Genomic DNA, 22,576 nt, shown 5'->3' on the forward strand with positions numbered 1-22,576 from the left:
GACGGCGAAAAGCGTGTTATTTACTCTTATCCGCGAAGAGCCTTTTATTGGCTGGCGGTACTGATGCTGGGTGGACGGGTCGACAGGTGCACCTGTTCAATAAAGGCGTCCAGTACCGGTTCGGTTTGCCACGCGCGGGGGTTGTTGACCATGGCGACCACCGCCCAGGTGGTGTTGTCCTCATCGCGGGTAAAGCCGGCAATGGAACGGACGTTACGCAGTGAGCCGGTTTTGATGTGGCCCATGCCGGCCATATCGGCGTTGCCCAGCCTGCGGCGCATGGTGCCATCCATGGCCACCAGTGGCAGGGAGGCGATCAGTTCTGCGGCAAAGCGGCTTTCCCAGGCATGCTGCAACAACAGCGCCATTTGTCGGGCGGTGATGCGTTCGATGCGTGACAGGCCAGCGCCGTTTTCAAACACCATGGTCCGGTTGTCGATGCCTTTGCTGGCCAGCCAGGCACGGATTTCCCGTTCTGCAGCGGCCAGATCATCCTTGTCGCCGGGCTGGCGACGTTTGGCGCCCAAGGTCAGGAACACCTGACGCACCATCACGTTGTTACTCCACTTGTTGATATCGCGGACCATGGTGACCAGATCCCGCGAGGAGGTGGTCACCAGCAGTTCGGTGTCCTCCCGGGGGCGCAGGCCTTCCCGGGTAGTGCCGGCAAGGGTGCCGCCCAGCTGTTGCCACAGGCTGGTCAGCAGGGCACCGGTATAGTCCTGCTGGCTGAGCACGGACAGGTAGCTGCTGGTGCTGCAGCCTTTGGGCAGTACGCCGGTGACGGTAATCGTGGTGGTGCCGTTTTCTGCCACAACGGGTTCATAGTCGAATTGATAGCGTCGCGGGCAGCGGCCGTAGTCGCGGAACACCAGCTGGTTGTCGATGGCGATGCCGTCCAGCGCGGGCTCGGTCCAGGTGTGGATGCCCCGGTTGTCTGCACGGGCACGAATGCGCAGTACATTCAGGTTGGTGAGCAGGCCGTTGGGCTCCACCAGAAAGGGTGCATTGGGGTTGTCGCCGTCATCGTTGAAGTCGGCAATGCCGTTGGGCAGGTTGAAGACGCTGCCATCGAGAATCAGGTCGCCGGCAATGTGGGTGACGCCCATGGCGCGCAATTCCCGCAGCAACAGCCACAGCCGTTCCTCGGTGAGTTTGGGGTCGCCGCTGCCGACAAAATACAGGTTGCCGTTCAGCGTTTCGCCTTCAATGGTGCCATCGGTATACAGGCGGGTGTGCCACTGAAAGGTGGGGCCGAGCAATTCCAGAGCGGCGTAGGTGGTGATGACCTTCATGATGGAGCCGGGGTTCAATGGCATGTCGGCGTTCATGAAGCGGGCCTTTCCGGGGCCATCCAGTGGAATCGAGGCCACGGCCAGATCGGTTTCGGGCAGTTGCAGCTCTTTTGCCACATCCAGCACGGGGGCCATCACCGGTGCAGGTACTTCCGCCTGTAGGGGGCGAGCAAGCAGGGTGCTGACCAGGGACATGGCCAGCAAGAAAAACGCGGGGGATTGTCTGCGGACTGCACTTCTCGGCATGACACGGGGACCTTCAAAATCGTAACGGCAACAACCGCCGGGGTAAACGCGGGTTGGGGAACCTCTGAATAACTCTTTGCATGCTCAGCGTGGCCTGAAGCGTGCAGCTGCTGTGTCTTGTCTCGATGGTCAGGGTGGTTCCCTTTCCGAGAGGCAAGGCGCAGCAGATGTGCGCTTCAGGCCACGCCCTTCGGGTCTTCCAGGCTGGCCCGCACTCGTTGTTGCACTTTTTCGATGGATGGACATACACCTTCAAAAGCGCGCCTAGATTGCGAACCAGCCTGAAAGACTGAGTACGCAAAGAGTTATTCAGAGGTTCCCTAGCGTAATGTAAAGCCGCGGCCGGGTCAGTGGACCGACAGTGTGGGAAATGTAAATTTAAACGGCCACGCCCGGTGGCGTGGCCGCAGGCTCAGGGCTTGTGCAGCCCCACATCGACGCCTTTATGTTGTAAATCAGCATGATAGGAGCTGCGCACCATGGGGCCGGAAGCCACCGAGGTAAAGCCCAGCTCGTTGGCGACGCGGGCGTATTCGCGGAACTCGTCCGGGTGCACAAAGCGTTCCACGGGGGCGTGATGCTTGCTCGGCTGCAGGTACTGGCCAATGGTGATCATGTTCACGTCGTGGGCGCGCAGATCCTTGATGGTGTTGATGACCTGTTCAAAGGTTTCGCCCAGCCCCACCATGATGCCGCTTTTGGTGCTCACGTCCGGGCGCAGGGCCTTGTAGCGCTTGAGCAGATCCAGTGAATGCTGGTATCGGGCACCGGGGCGGATGTGCTTGTACAGTTCCGGGACGGTTTCAATGTTGTGGTTGAACACGTCCGGTGCGGTCTCGCTGAGAATCTCCACGGCGGTATCCAGGCAGGGGCGAAAGTCCGGAGTGAGAATCTCGATGCGGGTGTCTGGCGTGCGCGTGCGTACCTGGCGGATGCATTCGGCAAAATGTTCTGCGCCGCCGTCGGCCAGATCATCCCGGTCCACGGAAGTGATGACCACATAGTTCAGGCCCAGGTTTTCCACCGATTCTGCCAGATGCAGGGGCTCTTCCGCGTCCAGGGCATTGGGGCGGCCAAAGCCCACGTCGCAAAATGCGCAGCGGCGAGTGCAGATGTCGCCCATGATCATGAAGGTGGCGGTGCCGCCGCCGAAGCATTCCGGCAGGTTGGGGCAGGCCGCTTCTTCGCAAACGGTGTGCAGTTTCTGCTTGCGCAGCAGCGACTTGATGCGCTGGATCTCCCCGTTGGCGGGAACGCGCACACGAATCCAGTCCGGCTTGCGTTGATAGCCGCTTTCTTCGTTGACCATGGGGATGGTGCGGACCTTGTCGGCGCCGCGCAGTTTGTCACCGATTTGCACTTTGCGTTTTGCTTGGGCCTGTTCGCTCATGGGGTTTCCATTGCCGTCGGGTGCTGCCGAAAGGGTGGGGCAGGCATCTGTGTCTGTGGGCTACAGTCTCTTGGGCTGCGGTGTCAGGGCACTGTCAGGATCGCTGCCAGTGGTGACGTTCTCCTGAGAGGCATTGTACCAGTCTGGTGTGGGCGCTGTCCGGGGTGTCAGCCCCAGACGTTTGGTTAATAACGTCACCAGTTGTTGCTCCAGGGCAGGGCGATCCAGCTTGATTCCCTGTGCCTGCAAGGTGGTCATGGGCTGGCCCACGTGGCCGCAGGGATTGATGCGCTGCCAGGGTGCCAGATCCATGTCCCGGTTGATGGCCAGCCCGTGGTAGGTCGCGCCACGGCGGATGCGCAGCCCCAGGGACGCGATCTTGGCCCCGTTGACGTAGACCCCGGGGGCGTCATCCCGGTTCACGGCCTCAATGCCCAGGCTGGCAAGGAAATCGATAATGCCTTCCTCAATGGCGGTTACCAGGCCGCGGCTGCCCAGGCCCAGGCGTTTGATATCCAGCATCAGGTAAATCACTGTCTGGCCGGGGCCGTGGTAGGTGACCTGCCCGCCACGGTCACTGTTTACCACCGGAATGTCCCCCGCATTGAGCACATGCTCAGGCTTGCCTGCCTGCCCCAGGGTAAAGACCGGAGGGTGTTCCAGCACCCATAGTTCGTCGTTCTGTTGGGCGTTACGGTGATCAGTGAGATTCCGCATGGCCTGCCAGCAGGGGTCGTAGTCAACCTGGGGAAAGTAGCGAATCAATGCGTCCATGGGGAAAGTATAAGGCTTGGTACACGCTACACACCAGAAGCGACGAGCTACGCTTGATGGAACTAAAACATCGACCTGTCTACGAAGACGCTGTAGGAGTTCCCTTCCAGGGGACGAACCGAACGAAGCGAGGATACGCACGTAGTCCCGTAGGGGCTGAAGTATGAGCGGAGCGATTAATGATCACCGGTTAAAAGGCGAATCGAGCGCTTTGCCACTTTGCAGGGTGGTTCGTCCCCTGGAGGGGAACTTCTACATTTTGCATTTGTGTTGCGGCCGCAGAGCGGCATAAAAAAGCCCGGCAAAATGCCGGGCTGAAGGCAGACCCCTCACGGGGTAACAACAATTGAACCAGAAGTATCCTGACTTAAATGAGACGATTCCCTGTCCGCTGGTTAACAAGATGAAGATTCAGTTCCTTGACGCTGATGCCGAACTCAATGCCGTCATCATCGTTGAGATTGATGGTCTGGAAGGCGTCGAAATGCACGGGGGTGCCGTGAACGCTTTGCAGAATATCCGGGCTGCGGGGCATGGCTGGAATGATGTTTTTTGAGGCTGGCATGGCGCCGGTCGTGCGGGCGCTGACTTGATTCGGGGCGGTTGTCTGTACTTCAACAGCGGTGAGTACCAGCAGGCAGCTGCACAGACATAGCAGTGACAGTGTTTTCATGGCGGTTATCCCCGTGTTGTTGTTATGCGGTCAACATTACGGGGACGTTCGTTCCAAACCTATTGTGGCTTGGTGGGGCTTCGGTGTCGGGCTGTGACGGTGGGTAACGCAGTGTAATGCCAATATGCGATCCAGTGCACAATGATTTTGTGCACTGGTAGCTTGTGGTTTTGGTATTCGGCCAGGCGCTGTGGCTACAGGGTGATTTTCACGTGGGGTGAATCGTTGAGCGCCTTGTAGATGGCTTCTACCTGCTCCCGATTACGCATGGTCACCTGTGCGGTAAAGGAGATGAAGGTGCCCTTGCTGCTGGGCTTGCTGCTCAGGTGTTTGTCCGCGTCAAAATCATCCAGATGTGTGGTCAGAATCTCGATCAGGGCGTCCTCGAGCGGGGCGTCAACGGCGCCCATGACCTTTAACTGCATGTCATGGGGAAATTCCCACAGGTGTTCCTGAATAGCCATGGGCTGCTCCTGTCAGTCTCGTGTTTCGGGGGTATCAAGGCCGCAAAGCCGGCGTTTGTGCTGAACATAGTGCCGGGCCAGGATTTTCCACTGAGGGCCTGGCTGGCCGTTGCCTATTATAGCGTCGTTAAGGTGGGTCACAGGTACCACTTCCTTGGTGGAACTGGTGATCCAGATTTCATCCGCCTGGCGCAGCTGCATCTCGGTAATTTCCCGTTCCTGCAGTGCGGGTCCGTGTTGCTGGCATAGCTCTACCACCAGGTCCCGGGTGATGCCGCCGAGAATGGCGTGGCTTTTCGGCGGGGTGGCAATGCTGCCGTCTTTGACTACAAAGACATTGCTGGCCGAGCCTTCGGTGACAAAGCCGTCGCGTAGCAGAATGGCTTCGGCCGCGCCGGCGGCCACGGCCTGCTGGCGGAGCAGGCTGTTGGCCAACAGGGAAACGGATTTGATGTCGCAACGGGCCCAGCGAATATCGTCCAGCGTGATGGCTTTGGCTCCGACGGCGGTATCCGGGCTGTCGGCGGCAGGTACGGCGATTGGGCTGGTCATCATGAAGACGGTGGGCGTCACGGCGGGGGAGGGAAATGCATGGTCGCGTTTTTCGGCGGCCCCACGAGTGATTTGCAGGTACACCGAGAGATTGCCGCCGCCATTATGCTGCAATAGCTCATCACACAAGGTCTGCCAGTGTTCGCGGCTATGGGGGTTGTGGATGTCCACCTCGGTCAGTGAGCGTTCCAGGCGAGCCAGGTGCTCCTCGAAACGAAACAACACGCCGTTATAGGCAGGAATGACCTCGTAAATTCCGTCCGCAAACAGGAAACCCCGATCCATTGGGGAGATCTGTGCGGCTTCGGGGGCCATGAAGCGGCCGTTGAGATAAACCTGAGGCATGTGAGAGGGCTCGACGTAACAGTGACGGCACCAGTTTAGCGCACCTGCCAGGCCCAGATGCAAAACCGGCGCAGCGCGGGTGGTATGTACCATACGGGCTGCGACGGTTTTCTCTGCCGTTAGGCTACTGCCGTCAAGCGTTCTGCGATCAGAACAGGCCTTTGAAGAACAGCAGCAGGTGGTGCCAGAGTTTGGTGAAAAGGCCGGACTCCTCGACGGGTTCCAGCGCGACCAGGGGTTTCTTGACCAGGACATCGTTGTCCATGCGCACGGTCAGGGTGCCGTACTGCTGGCCTTCCAGAATAGGGGCTTCCAGTTGCGGGGTGACACTGATTTCCGCTTTCAGGTTTTCATGGCTTTCGCGGGGAATGGTCAGTACCAGGTCTTCCGCCAGGCCCAAACGTAGCTGATCCTGTTTGCCCATCCACACATCCACGGTGTCGAGCACGTCACCGGCGCTGTATGCCTTGTAGGTTTCGAAGAAACGGAAACCGTAGGTCAGCAGTTTCTGGGATTCGCGGGCGCGGGCGCTTTCCGAGGCGGTGCCCATGACCACGGCGATGAGCCGCATGTTGTCTTTCTTGGCGGAGGACACCAGACAGTAACCGGCTTCGTCGGTGTGGCCGGTTTTCAGGCCATCTACGGTCGGGTCGCGCCACAGCAGCAGGTTGCGGTTCTGTTGGGTGATGCCGTTGTAGGTGAATTCCTTCTTGGCGTACAGGTCGTAGTGGTCAGGAAAATCCCGCACGATGGCCCGGGCCAGGATCGCCATGTCCTTGGCAGTGGTGAAATGGTTTTCGGCCGGCCAGCCGGTGGCGTTCATGAAGTGGCTGCTGTTCATGCCCAGGCGATTGGCGTGCTGGTTCATGAGGTCGGCGAAGGCATCTTCAGAGCCGGCAATGTATTCGGCCATGGCCACGCTGGCATCGTTACCGGACTGGATGATAATGCCGCGAAGCAAGTCGCCCACCGGGACACGGGTGCCTTCGCGGACAAACATGCGCGAGCCGCCCATTTGCCAGGCTTGAACACTGATCGGTGCCATATCCTTTTCGGAGATGTTGCCTTTCTGCAGCTCTTCTTCGGCGATGTAGGCGGTCATCATTTTGGTCAGGCTGGCCGGGGGCAGGCGCTGTTCCGCATTGTGTTCGACGATGACCTGGCCGCTGGCGGCATCCATCAGCAGGTACCCTTTGGCTTCGATCTGCGGCGCACGGGGGACCATTTGTGCCTGGGCTTGCAAGGAAAGGGCGGTGCCGAGCAAGGCACAGAGAGCAAAAACGGTAAAGCGGAAAGACTGGGGACGCATGGGTATCCTGCCTGTTGGTTGTCCTTGGATGGTTCAGGGAATCAGTAATGCGCCGGTCGTGTCATGGCGCCGCCCGGGTAAGAGCCCGAAGGGGTAGTTGGACACGAAAAAGGCAAAAAATTCCATAAAGACCATAAAGATGCGTTGTGCCATTACTTGATGGCTGCATTCTAGAGGACTGGCGCAGGTCTGTTAACCGGAGAAACGGCTGATATGGGCGTTTTCAGGGGCTGACGGGCATGGGCCGGTCAAAACCGGCATTGGCCACCGTCTCGCGCGCTTGCTGGCGTTGCTGGTTGCTCTCGTAGGGGCCGATCCAGACCCGGAACAGGTCACCCTCCGAGTGCTGTATCCGGGTGTCGACGCCCAGCTGGTTGATCAGTTCCTGTTGCAGTTGTTGTGCGCTGGTTTGGTCCGAAAAAGCGCCGGCCTGCAGGAACAGATTGCCGCCTTTGCTGGCCCCGCTATTGTCGGCAGTGTCTGTTTGGGTGCTGGCGTTGCTGTTCGCGTCTGCAGGGGGGGGGCTGTCCACAGCGGCACGCACGGCGGTGGGCACGGTGCTGCTGGGGCCGTCCGGCTGTTGCTGGCTGCTGATTGCTTCGACCCGCACCCGCCCGGTGCCAGCCTGCTCGATGCCCAGGCGCACAGCGGCGGCCCAGGACAGATCGATGATGCGATCTTCATGGAAGGGGCCGCGATCGTTGACGCGTACTACCAGGCTTTTGCCGTTATCCAGGTTGGTGACTCGGGCATAGGTGGGCAAGGGCAGGCTGCGGTGGGCGGCAGTGAACTGGTACATATCGAACGACTCGCCACTGGAGGTGCGGTGGCCATGGAATTTCTGGCCATACCAGGAGGCCTTGCCTTCTGCCACGTAGCCGTCCGCTTGGGGCAATACTTGATAAGTCTTGCCCCAAACGCTGTAGGACTCTGGATTACCGTAGCGGCTGCGGGGTTCTTTTTTGGGTACCGGTTCCGGCAGCTGGGAGATATCCCGACGCTCTTCTGGCGCGGTGTCCTGGTGGATGCTGTAGCGATCCGACCCTGGTGCGCCATTATTGGCAGCAGGCGTTTCGCTGTCGCCAGCGGGCCCGGGTGCCGTGGCACAAGCGCTGAGGAAGGCTGAGGTAATCACGGCACAAGCCAGACGTTTCATTGATTATCCTCCAGGGCGGCGGCCAGTTGTCGCGATAGTTGTAGCACGGCCATGGCGTACAGGCGACTGTGATTGTAGCGGGTGATCACATAGAAGTTGTCGGTGGCCAGCCAGAATTCCGCGCCGTCGGTGCCGGTCAGGTCGAGCAGGGCGACCCGGGTGCTGGCGGGCAGGTCAAAGCAGTATTCACTGACCAGTCGATCATCGTTGCAGCTGAGCGCGGAGACGCCGGCGTTGTTGGCCTGTGCCAGGGTAAAGGATGGCTTGTACCCTTTTTTGGCGAGGGGTACGTAACCGGCGCCATCCAGGTGTGCTCTGGCGGCTACGGGCAACCCGGGTTTCCAGTTGTGCTCGCTGAAATAGTTGGCCACGGAGCCGATGGCATCCACCGGGTTGTTGACCAGATCGGTAACGCCGTCGTTGTCGAAGTCCACCGCGTAAGCTTGATAGCTGGTAGGGATGAACTGGCCGTAGCCCATGGCGCCGGCGTAGGACCCGGTGATGCTTTCGGCATCGATGTGGGCGTTATGTTCCAGTTCGAACAAGGCTTTGAGCTGCTTGCGGAAGAAGCTGCCCCGGGGAGGATAATCGTAGCCCAGGGTGGTCAGGGCATCGACCACGCGGTAGGTGCCCATGTGATCCCCATAGCGGGTTTCCACACCAATGATGGCGAGGATGATTTCCCGGGGGATGCCGTAGGTCTGCTCTGCACGGGTCAGGGTGTCGGCGTGGGTGTGAGCGAATTCCACGCCTTTCTGTACCCGGCTCTCCTGCAGGAAAATTTTCTGGTAGGTGGCCCAGGTATGGGTGTGCTCCGCCGGGCGAGCGATGGACTTGAGGATCTTGGGTTGGCATTGCGCGCCCCCCAGAACGTCTCGCACTCGCGCTTCGTCCTGCCCCTGGGAAACCAGTTCTGCAATCAGGGTTTTCGCCTGTTCACGCTGCAGGTAGTCGTTGTTTTCCGGGCAGGTGTGTTCAGCCTGGGCCGGCAGGGAGGTGAAGGTCAGAGCGGCGGCCACAAGGGTTGAGTAAAGAGTGCCGGAGCAAACAATGCCTGGAATGCACGGATAGAAACGACGCAAAGGGGTATCTCCTGTTTTCATTATTTCCATGGACCGCGTTGTTGCGGTGAGGTGCCCGCAACAATGGGCTTTTCTCGCCACGCGTTCAGTAACTCATCAGCCGCCGATGGGTGTGAATCGACATCAGCATGCCGAAACTGGCCAGCAGCGTCACAACCGAGGTGCCGCCATAGCTGATCAGGGGCAAAGGCACCCCTACGACAGGTAAGAGTCCTGACACCATCCCAATGTTCACGAAAACATAAATAAAAAATGTCATCACCAGGCTGGCGGCAAGGAGTCGGGCGAAGGTGTCCTGGGCTTGCCAGCTGATAAAGAAGCCGCGGCCGACAATCACCAGGTACATCATCAACAGGATGCTGACACCAACCAGGCCGAATTCCTCACTGAGAACCGCGAGAATGAAGTCGGTGGACGATTCCGGCAGGAAATCCAGCCGCGATTGGGTGCCGTCGAGCCAGCCCTTGCCGTTGACGCCGCCGGAGCCGATGGCGGTTTTCGACTGGATGATGTTCCAGCCGGTGCCACGGGGGTCGGCTTCCGGGTTGAGGAAAGTATCGACCCGGTTCCGCTGGTAATCGTGCATCACGAAGAAATACATCAGCGGTGCTGCGGTGACCACAATGATGACCGCCACGGCGATCAGCCGCCACGAGAGCCCGGCCATGAACAGCACCACCAGCCCGCTGGCCGCGATGAGAATGGCGGTGCCCAGGTCCGGTTGCAGGCCGATCAGCATGGCAGGCACCCCGAGCAATAGCAGGGCGGCAATGACGTCCGTGAGTTTGGGGGGCAGGGTGCGTTCAGTGAAATACCACGCGACCATGGCGGGCACGGCCAGTTTCATGACTTCCGCCGGCTGAAAGCGACCCGCGCCGGGAATGGAAAGCCAGCGCTGGGCGCCTTTTGCCTCGGTACCGATGACCAGCACCAGTATCAGCAGCACCAGGCCGATGGAGTAAATCACCGGGGCCCAGAACCGGTAACTGCGGGGAGGGATCTGGGCCAACAGGAACAGCACGGTAAGGCCGGCACCAAAACGGATGCACTGACGCACTACCAGGTCCATGTTTTCGCCGCCGGCGCTGTAAAGGACGGTGAGCCCGCCGAACATGAGCAGCAACAGGCCGACCAGTAGCGGCGGGTCCAGATGCAGGCGGACCGCCAGCCCTGGAGACAGGGAGGCGCCGGTCTGGCCGGGCATCTGGCGGATAAATTCGCGCTGGCTCATGGGCGATCCTCTTGATCCGAATCGTCGTCGGCAGTATTGGAGGGTGGGGTGGCCGGGGTGTTGGCGAACACTGGTGGCACCTTCAGTTCTCCCTCTTTATCGAGCAGCCAGGCGTCCATGACCTGGCGAGCCACTGGCCCGGCGGTAGAGCCGCCGTGGCGCCCATTTTCCACCAGCACGGCCACGGCAATGGCCGGCTTTTCCGCGGGTGCAAACGATACCAGCAAGGCGTGGTCCAGCAGGCGCTCTGCCAGCTCGTCCTCGTTATAGGTTTCGTCCTGGCCTACCGAGAAGACCTGGGCGGTGCCGGATTTTGCCGCAATGTCGTATTTCGCCCCTGAGGCCATGGCACGTGCGGTGCCGCCGAGCTGGGTGACACCGACCATGGCTTCGGTCATTTTTTCCCAGTTATCCTGATCATTCAGAATGATATCGGTTCGCTCCACCGGCTGGTGTTCGCCCGCCAGGGTAGGAATGACCTGCTTGCCGTGGCTGGCCATGATCGCCGTGGCGTTGGCCAGTTGCAGCGGTGTCGCCAGGACAAACCCCTGACCGATACTGGCGTTGATGGTGTCGCCGTGGAACCAGGGACGGCCGCGGGCCGCCTTTTTCCATTGTTTGGACGGCATGATGCCACTGGATTCGTTGTACAGATCGATACCGGTGGGTTGGCCCAGGGAAAACTGGTTCATGTAGCGGTGCATGCGTTCGATGCCCAGTTTGAAGCCCATGTCGTAGAAGTAGGTATCACAGGACTGCACCACCGCCAGGCGCAGATCCACCCGGCCGTGGCCCCAGCGTTTCCAGTCCCGGTAGCGGTGCGGATCGTTTTCCAGTTGATAGTAGCCGGGGTCGAAAATGGTGCGTTCCCAGTTTGTGACTCCAGCATCCAGCCCGGCGAGACCGTACATGGGCTTGATGGTGGAACCGGGGGGATAGCGCCCCTGCAAGGCCCGGTTGAACAACGGATTGTCGTGGTCGTTGCGGTAGGCGGAGTAATCCTTGTAAGAGATCCCGGTGACGAACAGGTTGGGGTTGAAGCCCGGGCGGCTGACGAACGCCAGCACGCTGCCATCGCGGGGATCAATGGCGACTACGGCACCACGGCGCTCGCCGAGGGCATCGTAGGCGGCCTGTTGCACCCGCATGGACAGGTGCAGCCGCAAAGGCTTGCCCGGCACCGGTGCCTGCTCTTCCAGTACGCGCAGAATCCGCCCGCGGGCATTGGTTTCCACCTGTCGATAGCCGACTTCACCGTGCAGGGTGTCTTCATAGAAACGCTCGATGCCGCTGCGTCCGTAGAAGTGGGTGCCGGCGTAGTTGCGTTGCTGATCCAGCGTCATGGCGTCCAGATCCTGGACGTTGATTCGGTTCACGTAACCCAGCACGTGGGAAAACAGAATGCCGTGGGGGTAGTGGCGAATCGGGTCAGCCGAGATGCGGATGCCAGCCAGCCGGTGCTGATTGACCACCAGGCGGGCGATTTCCTCTTCCGTGAGTCGGCCACGCAGCGGCACCGGCTCCCAGGGGCGGCGGGCGGTGCGGCGGCGTTTTTCGAAGCGCTCCCGGTCACCTTCATCCAGCTCGATCAGCTCGCCGAGCTCGAGGAGTAGCTGGTCCAGATCGCCGGCCTGCTCAATGATGATTTCCAGCGAAAAGTCAGGGCGGTTATCGGCAAGGATCTCGCCGTGGCGGTCCGTGATCAGCCCGCGGGGCGGGGCTACGGCCTGGGTTTGAACCCGATTGTTGTCACTGAGCGTGGTGTAGCGGTTGTGCTCAATAACCTGTAGCCAGATCATGCGGCCGATCAGCACGCCGGTCAGCAGTAACACCAGAAAAACGCCCACGACAAGACGAACGCTGAAAATGCGCTGCTCGTGGTGATGGTCTTTCAGCGTTAATGGTCGGCGCATGTTGGCGTCTGTGTGAGGCGATAACGATCAGCGATGATAGGGGTGCCCGGTCAGTAGCGTCCAGCCCCGGTATAGCTGCTCGGCAAGCAATACCCGGACGAGAGGGTGGGGCAGTGTCAGGTTCGACAGGCTCCAGCGCTCATGGGCGCTGGCCGATAACTGCGGGCACAGGCCGTCGGGGCCACCTACCAGCAGCACCAGATCCTGGCCCACGTCTTTCAGCTCGCCCAGTTTACGGCTGAGTGCCGGAGTGTCCAGCGCCCGGCCGTTGACTTCCAGTGCCACGGTTTTGGCGCCGGGGCTTTTTTCCAGGCGTTTGCGCAGGGCCTCCGCTTCCGCACGGATCTGGCTGACGCTGTCGCCCTTGCCGCGTTTGGGCATGGGGATTTCTTCCAGCGTCAGGCGCATTTCCGGGGGCATGCGCTTCTGATATTCACTGAAGCCCTCGGTCACCCAGGCAGGCATGCGGGTGCCGATGGCCAGCAGAATAATGCGCATGGATTACGGGTCTTGTTGTTGGTCGCGGTCCGGGTGGTGCTGGGGATTCTTCCACAGCCGTTCCAGGTCGTAGAACTCCCGGGTGGCGGGCAGCATCAGATGAACAATCACATCGCCGAGGTCCACCAGAATCCATTCGCCGGTGTTTTCACCTTCTGTACCAATCGGCGGGAAGCCGGCGCTCTTGGCGGCATCGGCCACGCTGTCGGCCAGGGCTTTCACATGGCGGTTGGAGGTGCCACTGGCGATAACCATGTTGTCCGCGACACTGGTGATTTCACGCACATCCAGCGGGGTGATGTTTTGGGCTTTGACTTCTTCCAGGGCGTCGATGACCAGTTGCAGTAGCGGAGTGTCAGCGCTCATGGGGCCTCATGATGGGTTAAAGGGGGTGAGTTTTGCCACATTATACAGGTCGTGGCGATGAATATGCGTAATCACGGCGTCATCCAGTGCCGGGCAGCGTCCTTTTTCCGCCAGGGCCTGACGAATGGCGGTGGCGGAGACGTCCAGAAAGGGGCGCTTGAGCATCAGACGCAAGCCGCAGGGCTGTTGTGCCAAGCCCTGGGCATCGGTTTCTGGAAACGCTTCCAGGACGGCATCGTCCGCCAGCGGGCTGTCCGGACGGGGCACCACGGCCAGGTGACACAGGGTGGTGTAGTCGCGCCACTGGTGCCACTGGTGCAGGCTGGCAAAACTGTCGGCGCCAATCATGAAGACCAGCGGCCGCTCGGGGTGTTGTTGGCGAAAATACTGCAGGGTGGCCAGGCTGTAGCTGGGGCCTGGCTGGGCCAGTTCCCAGCCATCCGGGTGCAGGTGCGGGTGCTCGGCACAGGCCAGCTCCAGCATGCGCAGGCGCTGCTCGCCGCTGGCCAGCGGTTGCGGCCGGTGCGGCGGAACGGCATTGGGAAGCAGGTGCACAGGGGCGCCATCAAGCACCCTGGACACAGCCCGGGCGGCACTGATATGCGCCCGGTGAACCGGATCAAAGGTGCCGCCGAAGAGAACTAAGGGAACGCTGGCACGCATCACGCTACACGCAACACGCTGGCCAGGGGCTCCGCGTGCCAGCGTGGTGCGTGGGGCGTGTCAGCGTTACTGCCGTATATGCCCATCACCCAGCACCACCCACTTCTGGCTGGTCAGCCCTTCCAGGCCCACTGGGCCGCGGGCGTGGATCTTGTCGGTGGAAATACCGATTTCCGCACCCAGGCCGTATTCGAAGCCGTCGGCGAAACGGGTGGAGGCGTTCACCATCACCGAGCTGGAGTCCACTTCGGTGAGGAAGCGGCGGGCCAGGGTGTAGTTCTCGGTGATGATGGCTTCGGTATGGCCCGAGCTGTAGCGGTTGATGTGCTCGATGGCTTCATCAATATCCTTGACGATTTTCACCGCCAGCACCGGTGCCAGGTATTCCTCTTCCCAGTCGGCTTCCGTGGCCGCCTGGATATCGGTCACGCCCACGCTTTCCAGAAGATCACGGGCCTGCTCGCAACCACGGAGCTCCACGCCTGCCTGCCGGTATTGGGCGGCCAGCTCGGGGAGAACCTGCTGGGCGATGGCATTGGCCACCAGCAGGGTTTCGGTGGTGTTGCAGGTGCCATAACGCTGGGTTTTGGCATTAAAGGCCACGCTGATCGCCTTGGCGATATCCGCCTGCTCATCAATGTAGGTGTGGCAGTTGCCATCCAGGTGTTTGATGACCGGCACGCGGGCGTCGTTGCTGATGCGCTCGATCAGGCCCTTGCCACCCCGGGGCACAATGACGTCCACATATTCGGGGTGGGTGATCAGCTCGCCAACGGCGGCGCGGTCGGTGGTCTCCACCACCTGGACGGCGGCTTCCGGCAGGCCGGCGGCGCGCAGGCCCTCGCGGATGCACTCAGCAATGGCCTGGTTGGCATTGATGGCTTCGGAGCCGCCCCGCAGGATGGCTGCGTTGCCGGATTTCAGGCACAGCGCGGCGGCATCAATGGTCACATTCGGGCGAGACTCGTAAATGATGCCGATGACACCCAGTGGTACACGCATTTTGCCGACCTGAATGCCTGACGGGCGGTAGGCCAGGTCGGTGATCACGCCGATTGGGTCCGCCAGGCCGATAATTTGTTCCAGGCCTTCCACCATGCCGTCGAAACGGTCTGCGGTCAGGGCCAGGCGGTCCAGCAGGGCGGCGTCCAGGCCGTTGCTGCGGCCGGCGTCCAGGTCTTTTTCGTTGGCGCGCAAAATAGCGTCGCGGTGGTCGCGCAGGGCGTTGGCAATGGCGGCTAGCGCCTTGTCTTTGTCGCCGGAGCTGGCGCGGGCCATGGCTCGGGAAGCCTGGCGGGCCTGCTCGCCCAGGCGTTGCATGTATTGCTGGATATCCATAATTGTCTGCGGTCAGTTCTCTGCGTTCGATCTGTTGGTGTCTTGCGAGCGGTGAAGCGTTACCTGGCCATTGTGCGGCATAACCCCGCCCGGCAGGTAGGGGAAATCCGCTGATCAGGGGGCCACTGGCCTCACCGGCTGGATCAGCGGCCAGCCTGGACTGATTTTTCCGCCCGCGAAAGGCGGCATTATAGCGATAACTGGTGCTTTACGCTTGCTCACAAATGGTGAAGAATTGAAATCCTTTGCTACACAAACGCCGTTAAATGGCTGATTTTATTGGTACGTTTGTGCCATTTGATGTAGTGCAGTTGATGACAGAAATAATATTGTTATAAGTAAAAAGAAAGACCAGCGCCGGGTACGGACGCTACATAAAACAAGAACAACGTGGGCCAAATGGAGCCAATCACTATGGGCTTTCAGTATCAGGAATATACCCGTTCTGCGATCAAGGCCGATGCTATCCAGCTGTGGGTCGGCAAGTGGCGCATCGATTACCTGGCATTCTCCAGTCCTGCCAACGCACATAAGCCGCCATTGTTGGTGGTAGGTGGGGCCTTTCAGAACTTCACTTCCTACAAGTATTGCGTAGAGCGCATCTACGAAGACTTTCCCGTCATTCTGGTGGACTTGCCGTCGCTGGGTAACAACAGCCAGATCGCGCCGGATTTGAGCATGGAGGATCTGGCCGATCTGCTCTATGAGTTCAGCCTGCAATCCGGCCTGAAAAAGGTCCACCTGATGGGGTTGTCGCTGGGCTCCGCGATTGCCAGTACCTTTGCCTACAAATACCCGCAAGCCACCGACAAGCTGATCGTGGCGGGGATCGTGACCCGCCCGCGCAAGAGTTGGCGAATGCTGGTGGAAGAATCCGTGCGGGTGCTGGAGCAGGGGCGCATGGATGAGTTTAGCCAGGCGGTGGTGCTGTATCTGGTTAACTACGACCGCATGGACGACACCGGCATCAGCCCCACGGCCCGCAAGTTGTTCTACCGGCAGATGAAGCGCTTGTCGGATAATGAGTGCGAGCGTTACAAAATCAACGGTCGGCGTTTGCTGTCAGTGGAAGGGCTGCTTGGTTACCCGGAATGCGACACCCTGGTTACCACCGGTGAGTTCGACAGCTTTACGTTGCCATGGGAAAACGCCTCCTTTGCGGAAAATTGTCCCAGTGCCCAGTTCACCTTGATCAAGGGGGCCGATCACCTGCCGCAGCTGGAGAAGCGTGAAGTGTCCCTCGACCTGTTTTCGACCTTCCTGCGCGGAGAAACCCTGGAAAACGTGGAGGGTATTCGCCGTTTCAGCAAAGGGGAATACGGCCAGATCGAGCGACGCCGGGCCGAGCGCCTGGTGCCCTGTAACAACCACGGGCATGTCACCAGCGAATCCCGGGTGGGTGACCGGTTTCGTTTCAACAAGCCAGTGACTGTCGTGGATATCAATTTCTTCGGCTGCCTGTTGAAACTGGATGAGCCGGGTTTTTCCCTGGCGGATCACGCCCGTGATTGCACCCTGTATATGGACAGCCCGGAGCTGAAGCTGGAGTTGCTGGTGTTCGATTACGACGGCGAGGGTTACCTGCGTTGCCTGTTCAAACACGGCAACATTCAGGCGGCGGAGCGGTTTACCCAGTTACTGAAACAGGGTGAATATTTTTTGCGCCGGGACAAGGATGAAAAAGTGCGGCGTATCTATGGGTAGTTCTGAAAACGTTAGCTGCACCCATAAAAAAACCGGCATTTAACGCCGGTTTTTTTATGGAAGCGCTGTGCGTATCAAGCCGATACCACGCCTTCCAGAATCCGCACCATGGGATTGCCCCGGGTTTGCGGGATGGGAAGCTGGCTATAGAAATCAGCGGGGTTGTGTACGGTGAGATCGTCGAAGCCCTGCTGCAGGAAGTGGCTGACGGTTTGCTCATCGGAATGAAAATGAAAACCCACCTGGCTGCGCGATATGGCGCCGAGCAGACGCCCCAGGTTTTTGAGGGTGTGGTAGAACGGCATGCCATGGTAGAGCGGGTAATTGTCGGTCAGGTACGTGCCTTGCGGGAAGTGTTGCAGGGCGGTGGCCAGTTTGCGCCAGAACTCGGAAATCACGGCTAACGGAAAATAATTCACCAGCCCTTCGGTGATCACTACCACCGGTTTGCTGGTATCCAGTTGCCCGAGCACGTGGGCCAGACTCAGATCGCCGTCGTTAGCAAAAATGTTGATCGGCATGACCTTGTGACGTTCGCTGAGAACATGGTGTTCGGTGAGCAGTTGTTGCTTGCGCTGGGCCATGTCCGGCAGGTCGGTTTCGATGTAGGTCAGCTGCGGGTATTGCTGGCAGAAACGGTGGCCACGGGGGGACAGGCCGCAGGCAATCTCAACGACCTGGGTGACGCCATCGTCGATCAGTTGATGCAGACGATGATCGATCAGCAGGTGGCGCTGCAGCAGAAAGGTGCGAATGTTGCCGCCTGCAATCTTTCGGCCCACATATTCGAACGGGGCCAGGGCGCCATACAGGAACGCGCCACCGCGAGTGCGGAAGAAGGGGGCTGAGAGTCCGTCTTTCGCCCAGACATGCCCGGTATAGAGGGCGGTAAAGCTGATGGATGACGTGTCCCGTGGTTCGCTCATTGTTGTTCTGGCCCGACAAAAAAGAAGACGAACAGGCTAGCAGAATGTTGCCATTGGTGGGTGGCAATTTGTGCCAAATTGGGGGATTACGAGCTACAAGCTACGCTTGGTTGGATGGGGTAAGGCTGAAACGTTCCTCAACCCCGGTGTTTTCCACGAAGCCGCTGTCGGAACGGAGCGTAGCGGAGTAACGCACGTAGTTCCGTGCGGCCCGAAGGGTGAGCGAAGCGAATAATACCGCTTGAGCCGCGAACCGCGCTTGCGCGGAAATCGACCGGAGGGCGATCAGGAATGTCAGGGCTCGACAGGTTTCAGAAAAGAATACAGTAACCCCTGTCTCTTGCCTCGCTCCGCTCGGTTCGTCCCTCAAGAGGAACTCCTGCAGATAGGCATTCAGCCTGGCAGCGCGGCGTCTTGTGGGGACTCATGAGGCTCTGGGCTTTCTTCGCATTGCAGCTTGAAGCTTGTCGCTTGCAGCTGTCTTTTTTACCTTTCCATGCTGCGCGGTAGCGGGTGGCCGGCCAGGCGCAGGGCCAGGGAGGTGATGTGTTTCCAGGGGTCGCCTTTGGCCATGCCTTTGACGCACTGGTCGGCGCGGATGGCGCAGGCCTGGGCAATGCGCAGCTGCTGTGGGTTAAGGCGTTGGGCCTGGTTCTGCATGGCGCGTACCCGTTGCGGGGGCAGGCGCGGGGGCGGCCCGCCGCCGAGCATGCCGTCGAGCAGGCGGATGTCGCGGCTCAGGGCCCACAGCAGCACCGGTGGCTCCACGCCTTCGGCGCGCAGGGTCTGGATAATGTGCATGACGCGCTGGCTGTCACCCTGCGCGGTGGCCTCGGTAAGGTCGAAGGGCGAGTAGCGACTGGAGTCGCCCACCGCCTGTTGTACGTCTTCCGGGCCAACCTGGCCGTTCTCCACCAGCAGGGCCAGCTTGTCCACTTCCTGGGCGGCGGCCAGCAGGTTGCCTTCGCTGCGCTCTATCAGCAGGGCCAGAGCATCTTCGTTGGCGCGGAGGCCACGGCTGGTGAGGCGCTCCTGTAGCCAGTTGCGCAGCCCCTTGCCTTCCACAGGCCAGACTTCGATCACGGCACCCATTTCATCCACGGCTTTGACCCAGGCGCTGTTCCAGTCCTTGCGGCGATCCAGTCGCGAGCAGCGGATCAATAACAGGGTGTCACTACTGGCTCCGCCTTTCAGGCCGGCGAGAACATCGCGAAGAATCTGGCTGCCGGTCTTGTCCGGACGTTTATCGTTGAGCACCAGCTCGAGAATGCGGCGACCGCCGAACAGACTCATGCTTTGCGATTCATTGAGCAGGGCGTTCCAGTCGATACCGGTATCACTGGAAAAACGCTGGCGTTCGTCAAAACCCTGGTCACGGGCCGCCCGGCGCAAATCGTCGATCAGCTCGCCTTGCTGCAGCGGCTCATCACCAGCCACCAGGTAGACAGGCAACAGTGTCGCGGACAGGTGCTTGCCAAGCTGCTCGGGGCGCAGGCGCATCAGTAGGTCTCCCACCCCTTGGATGCCACAGCGATCTGGTTGATCAGCCGGAAAGTCATGTCTTCATACAGGTCATCACGGACCAGCTGTTCTTCGTCGGAAGAGGCGGTGGCGTTTTCCGGGTACCAGGGCAGGCTGCGCAGCGCCATCATGCGCTTGGGGGTGGTCAGCAGGGCGCCGGTTTTCACATCGCGCAGGTGCCAGTAGAGGGTGTAGCGCAATTCGATTTCCGCCTGCCGGCCCTGATCATCCACCGCGGAGGTGCGACGCATCCATTCTTCGTCATCAATGATCAGCTGGTAGGGGGATTCGTTATGCACCAGTACGCCCTGGTTTTCCAGTTCGTCTTCCAGGCTGTACTTCAGCTCCGTGCTGGCCCCAATGAGAGTTAGGCTTTCCATGGTGGGCACGCTGGTGGCGCCTCGTAGCTGCCAGCCGCAGGCCGTGATCAGCAAGGTGAGAAGCAGGGTGGTAATGGCGTTAACGGTAACCCTCATGGTACGCGTGCTCTCTCGGTTGTCTGGCGGGCTGGCGGAGATGGCCTGCGGCCATTTCCGCCCTACGGTATCCGCTGCGTTGCAGTGCGCTCAGTTGGCGACGATGTTGACCAGTTTACCCGGCACCACGATCACTTTACGCACTGTTTTACCTTCGGTGAATTTCTGCACATTGGGCTCGTCCATCGCCAGGGCTTCCACTGATTCCTTATCGGCGTTGGCGGGCACATTCAGCTTGGCGCGAACCTTGCCATTCACCTGCACCACCAGCTCGATGGTGTCTTTCACCAGCGCGCTTTCATCCACGCTGGGCCAGCGGGCATCAATGACGGCCTCTTCATGGCCCAGGGCCTGCCACAGGCTGTGGCCCGCATGGGGGATGATGGGGGCCAGCAGCAGCACGGCCGCTTCCAGGGCTTCGTGTTTTACCGCGGCGAGGTTATCACTGTTAGCGTCGAACTTGCTGACCTCATTGATCAATTCCATCACCGCTGCAATGGCGGTGTTGAAGGTGCTGCGGCGGCCATAGTCGTCGCTGACTTTCTGGATGGTTTCGTGGGTCTTGCGGCGCAACGTCTTGCCTGCATCGTCCAGTGCGTTTACGTCCAGTGTGCCTGCATTACCGGCTTCCACATGTTCGGCCACCAGACGCCACAGGCGTTTGATAAAGCGGAAAGCGCCTTCCACGCCAGCGTCGTTCCATTCCAGTGATTGCTCCGGCGGCGCGGCAAACATCATGAACAGGCGCACGGTGTCGGCGCCGTATTCTTCGATCATTTGCTGTGGGTCCACGGTGTTGCCCTTGGACTTGGACATCTTGGCGCCGTCTTTGAGCACCATGCCCTGGCACAGCAGCTGCTTGAAGGGCTCGTCGCAATTCACTAGCCCGGTATCGCGTAGCAACTTGTGGAAGAAGCGCGAGTAGAGCAGGTGCAGAATGGCGTGCTCGATACCGCCGATGTACTGGTCCACGGGCAGCCAGTAATTGGTGGCGGCCGGGTCCAGCATGGCGGTGTCGCTTTGCGGTGAGCAGTAGCGTGCGTAGTACCAGCTGGACTCCATAAAGGTGTCGAAGGTGTCAGTTTCACGCAGGGCCGGCTGACCGTTGAAGGTGGTCTTGGCCCACTCCGGGTCGGCCTTGATGGGGCTGTTGACGCCATCCATTTCCACATCGGTGGGGAGTACCACGGGCAGCTGGTCTTCCGAGGTGGGGTGCAGGGTGCCGTCTTCGGTTTCCACCATGGGGATGGGGGCGCCCCAGTAACGCTGACGGGAGACACCCCAGTCGCGCAGCCGGTAGTTCACTTTCTTTTCGCCCAGAGAACGTTCGCTCAACCAGTTGGCGATGGCGTTGAAGGCGTCGGCAGAAGACAACCCATCGAATTCGCCGGAATGCACCAGTGTGCCTTTTTCGGTGAAGGCTTGCTGGGCCAGATCGATCTGCTCACCGTTGGCGGGTTCAATCACCTGGGTGATGGGCAGGCCGTATTTCTGCGCAAATTCAAAGTCGCGTTGATCGTGGGCGGGCACGGCCATCACCGCACCGGTGCCGTAGCCCATCAGCACGAAGTTGGCGACCCATACCGGCACCGCTTCACCGCTGATCGGGTGGGTGGCGGTGAGGCCGGTGTAGATGCCTTTCTTTTCCATGGTCGCCATGTCGGCTTCGGCGGTCTTGGTGTTCTGGCATTCTTTGACGAAGTCGGCGACTTCGTGGTTGGCCGCCGCCGCTTTTTGCGCCAGCGGGTGGCCGGCGGCCACGGCCACATAGCTCACGCCCATGAGCGTGTCCGGGCGGGTGGTATAAACGCGCAGGGATTCTTCTCCTTCAATGGAGAAATCCAGCTCCACCCCTTCAGAGCGGCCGATCCAGTTGCGCTGCATGGTCTTGACCTGCTCCGGCCAGCCATCCAGCTGGTCCAGATCATTGAGCAGCTCATCGGCGTAGTCGGTGATCTTGATAAACCACTGGGGGATTTCCTTTTGTTCCACCAGTGCGCCGGAGCGCCAGCCTCGGCCATCAATTACCTGCTCGTTGGCCAATACGGTTTGGTCTACCGGGTCCCAGTTCACTGTGGACATTTTCCGGTACACCAGCCCCTTCTCGTACAATTTGGTGAAGAACCACTGTTCCCAGCGATAATATTCCGGGGTGCAGGTGGCCAGTTCCCGGTCCCAGTCGTAGCCGAAACCCAGGCGCTGCAGTTGCCCGCGCATGTAGTCGATGTTCTCGAAGGTCCACTTGGCCGGGGCGACCTTGTTTTTGATCGCCGCGTTTTCCGCCGGCAGGCCGAATGCATCCCAGCCCATGGGCTGCAGCACGTTTTTGCCCTGCATGCGCTGGTAACGGCTGACCACATCGCCGATGCTGTAATTACGCACGTGGCCCATGTGCAGTCGGCCAGACGGGTAGGGGAACATGCTCAGGCAATAGAACTTTTCCTTGCCGGCATCCTCGGTGACCTTGAAGCTCTGATTGTCATCCCAGTGCTGCTGGGCTTGGGCTTCGATCTGATCGGGGCGATACTGTGCGTCCATCGGCTCTCTTTTCTTGATCATAAAAACAAACGGGAACAGGGCGACCTTGGGGAACATCCCGGCCGTGAAGGGGACATAGGATACATGAGCTTAGCCCGGATTTCTCAATGCGCGGG

At 60.0% G+C, this 22,576-nt stretch carries 20 protein-coding genes; 1 reads left to right on the forward strand and 19 read right to left on the reverse strand.

Translation table 11 applies throughout. From position 1 onward, the window contains the following. Window positions 1-44 precede the first annotated feature (44 nt). The 15 genes from dacB to F1529_RS05385 all read right to left on the reverse strand — a co-directional run bounded on the left by dacB (window position 45) and on the right by F1529_RS05385 (window position 15,295). Window positions 45-1,541, reverse strand: coding sequence for a D-alanyl-D-alanine carboxypeptidase/D-alanyl-D-alanine-endopeptidase (dacB, locus tag F1529_RS05315; RefSeq protein ID WP_039926318.1), 1,497 nt, complete (start codon window positions 1,539-1,541; stop codon window positions 45-47). A 412-nt stretch (window positions 1,542-1,953) separates the two neighbouring features. Next, window positions 1,954-2,931 (reverse strand): lipoyl synthase, encoded by a 978-nt coding sequence (gene lipA / locus F1529_RS05320; protein ID WP_007149951.1) that lies wholly within the window; start codon window positions 2,929-2,931, stop codon window positions 1,954-1,956. Between the two features lie 60 nt (window positions 2,932-2,991). Beyond that, on the reverse strand, window positions 2,992-3,705 hold the full coding sequence (lipB, locus tag F1529_RS05325; RefSeq protein WP_155132761.1) for a lipoyl(octanoyl) transferase LipB: 714 nt from the start codon (window positions 3,703-3,705) through the stop codon (window positions 2,992-2,994). Between the two features lie 367 nt (window positions 3,706-4,072). After that, window positions 4,073-4,378 carry a hypothetical protein gene (locus F1529_RS05330; RefSeq protein ID WP_155132764.1) on the reverse strand — a complete coding sequence of 102 codons (306 nt, stop codon included), beginning with the start codon at window positions 4,376-4,378 and terminating at the stop codon, window positions 4,073-4,075. A 194-nt stretch (window positions 4,379-4,572) separates the two neighbouring features. Then, window positions 4,573-4,842 (reverse strand): YbeD family protein, encoded by a 270-nt coding sequence (locus tag F1529_RS05335; protein WP_007148441.1) that lies wholly within the window; start codon window positions 4,840-4,842, stop codon window positions 4,573-4,575. Between the two features lie 12 nt (window positions 4,843-4,854). After that, a complete protein-coding gene (locus F1529_RS05340) occupies window positions 4,855-5,739 on the reverse strand; it encodes a D-amino acid aminotransferase (RefSeq protein WP_155132767.1) in 885 nt (294 codons plus the stop codon). A gap of 148 nt (window positions 5,740-5,887) precedes the next feature. Next, entirely contained in the window at window positions 5,888-7,048 is a 1,161-nt protein-coding gene (locus tag F1529_RS05345; protein ID WP_155132770.1) for a D-alanyl-D-alanine carboxypeptidase family protein, read from the reverse strand. 223 nt (window positions 7,049-7,271) lie between these two features. Beyond that, the gene (locus F1529_RS05350) at window positions 7,272-8,204 is read right to left on the reverse strand and encodes a septal ring lytic transglycosylase RlpA family protein (protein ID WP_155132773.1); all 933 of its coding nucleotides are present in this window, start codon (window positions 8,202-8,204) and stop codon (window positions 7,272-7,274) included. Further along, the gene (mltB, locus tag F1529_RS05355; protein WP_230457714.1) at window positions 8,201-9,286 is read right to left on the reverse strand and encodes a lytic murein transglycosylase B; all 1,086 of its coding nucleotides are present in this window, start codon (window positions 9,284-9,286) and stop codon (window positions 8,201-8,203) included. The genes F1529_RS05350 and mltB overlap by 4 nt, the downstream gene beginning before the upstream one ends. Before the next feature lie 85 nt (window positions 9,287-9,371). Further along, window positions 9,372-10,517, reverse strand: a complete 1,146-nt coding sequence (gene rodA, locus F1529_RS05360) for a rod shape-determining protein RodA (RefSeq protein ID WP_155132779.1) — start codon at window positions 10,515-10,517, stop codon at window positions 9,372-9,374. Then, entirely contained in the window at window positions 10,514-12,430 is a 1,917-nt protein-coding gene (gene mrdA, locus F1529_RS05365; protein ID WP_007148473.1) for a penicillin-binding protein 2, read from the reverse strand. The genes rodA and mrdA overlap by 4 nt, the downstream gene beginning before the upstream one ends. A gap of 27 nt (window positions 12,431-12,457) precedes the next feature. Next, on the reverse strand, window positions 12,458-12,928 hold the full coding sequence (gene rlmH / locus F1529_RS05370; protein WP_007151408.1) for a 23S rRNA (pseudouridine(1915)-N(3))-methyltransferase RlmH: 471 nt from the start codon (window positions 12,926-12,928) through the stop codon (window positions 12,458-12,460). A 3-nt stretch (window positions 12,929-12,931) separates the two neighbouring features. Then, window positions 12,932-13,294, reverse strand: coding sequence for a ribosome silencing factor (rsfS, locus tag F1529_RS05375; protein WP_007149530.1), 363 nt, complete (start codon window positions 13,292-13,294; stop codon window positions 12,932-12,934). 6 nt (window positions 13,295-13,300) lie between these two features. Continuing rightward, window positions 13,301-13,957, reverse strand: coding sequence for a nicotinate-nucleotide adenylyltransferase (nadD, locus tag F1529_RS05380; protein ID WP_155132782.1), 657 nt, complete (start codon window positions 13,955-13,957; stop codon window positions 13,301-13,303). Window positions 13,958-14,023: 66 nt separating this feature from the next. Beyond that, the gene (locus F1529_RS05385) at window positions 14,024-15,295 is read right to left on the reverse strand and encodes a glutamate-5-semialdehyde dehydrogenase (protein ID WP_155132785.1); all 1,272 of its coding nucleotides are present in this window, start codon (window positions 15,293-15,295) and stop codon (window positions 14,024-14,026) included. A 414-nt stretch (window positions 15,296-15,709) separates the two neighbouring features. Between F1529_RS05385 and F1529_RS05390 the strand changes: the two genes are divergently transcribed. Further along, a complete protein-coding gene (locus F1529_RS05390; protein WP_155132788.1) occupies window positions 15,710-16,999 on the forward strand; it encodes an alpha/beta fold hydrolase in 1,290 nt (429 codons plus the stop codon). Window positions 17,000-17,073: 74 nt separating this feature from the next. Here the strand turns inward: F1529_RS05390 and F1529_RS05395 are convergent, their stop codons facing one another. The 4 genes from F1529_RS05395 to leuS all read right to left on the reverse strand — a co-directional run bounded on the left by F1529_RS05395 (window position 17,074) and on the right by leuS (window position 22,460). Next, complete coding sequence (locus tag F1529_RS05395) at window positions 17,074-17,925, reverse strand: class I SAM-dependent methyltransferase (protein ID WP_155132791.1); 852 nt, start codon at window positions 17,923-17,925, stop codon at window positions 17,074-17,076. A gap of 486 nt (window positions 17,926-18,411) precedes the next feature. Further along, window positions 18,412-19,425 (reverse strand): DNA polymerase III subunit delta, encoded by a 1,014-nt coding sequence (gene holA / locus F1529_RS05400; protein ID WP_007151265.1) that lies wholly within the window; start codon window positions 19,423-19,425, stop codon window positions 18,412-18,414. Beyond that, complete coding sequence (gene lptE, locus F1529_RS05405; RefSeq protein ID WP_155132794.1) at window positions 19,425-19,922, reverse strand: LPS assembly lipoprotein LptE; 498 nt, start codon at window positions 19,920-19,922, stop codon at window positions 19,425-19,427. Before lptE ends, holA begins: the two co-directional genes overlap by 1 nt. 90 nt (window positions 19,923-20,012) lie before the next feature. Continuing rightward, window positions 20,013-22,460, reverse strand: a complete 2,448-nt coding sequence (gene leuS, locus F1529_RS05410) for a leucine--tRNA ligase (protein ID WP_155132797.1) — start codon at window positions 22,458-22,460, stop codon at window positions 20,013-20,015. Window positions 22,461-22,576 lie beyond the last annotated feature (116 nt).

Source organism: Alcanivorax sp. VBW004 (assembly GCF_009718865.1).
In the GTDB taxonomy this organism is placed as follows: domain Bacteria; phylum Pseudomonadota; class Gammaproteobacteria; order Pseudomonadales; family Alcanivoracaceae; genus Alcanivorax.